The organism is Labrenzia sp. R5_0 (genome assembly GCF_017743835.1).
Taxonomy (GTDB): Bacteria; Pseudomonadota; Alphaproteobacteria; order Rhizobiales; family Stappiaceae; genus Roseibium; species Roseibium algicola.
Genome location: NZ_JAGHRK010000029.1, coordinates 1 through 583, shown reverse-complemented (window position 1 = coordinate 583; position 583 = coordinate 1). Strand labels below are relative to the sequence as shown.

Annotated in this window: 1 protein-coding gene; it reads left to right on the top strand. The window is 45.8% G+C overall.

Features of this window, described 5'->3' with window-relative positions; translation table 11 throughout:
- Positions 1-434: 434 nt before the first annotated feature.
- Positions 435-583 (top strand): heparan-alpha-glucosaminide N-acetyltransferase domain-containing protein (locus tag J7447_RS31185; RefSeq protein WP_209171786.1); only part of this gene is annotated, 149 nt, incomplete at its 3' end.

Below are 583 nucleotides of genomic sequence, written 5' to 3'. Positions count from 1 at the left end.
CCAGCAATCCTTGCCGACACAGGCGCAACAGTACTCGTCACCGCAAATGCTATGCGGCTTCTGGCATGGAAAGGGGAAACCTGAACTCGAGCGAGCTGGAGCTGGATGCGCTGCATTTTGGACGACTAAATCAACTCTAACCGATATTGCTGAGACAATATGAACGCCATACAGGTTATCAGACTAGATAAAACCGCAGAAGAAAACTTTGCGACAAAACTGTATCTTTGGCCATCGTCAGGTGCTTGGTGGACTTTGACGACCCAGAATAGTTAAGCAATCGTAGCAAAAATTGATCGGGGTTTTTCAGCACCACTCGTTGACTTAGAATTCTGAGTCGGTCCACCAAACTGGGATTGCAGGTCTTCCCGGTTAGGAAAAATGATTAACTACGCACGTTTTCTGAGGCCGAAAAAGGTTTAACTACGAGCGAAATGATTAGTCCAGACAATGATGACGAAAGTCTATCAAATCAGCGAGTTTTGCTGATCGATACCGTGCGAGGTATCGCTATTTTTGGCGTTGTGCTTTTTCATATTGTTTGGGATCTGGAGTTTTCGGGATTAATCGACGGATTCGCGTT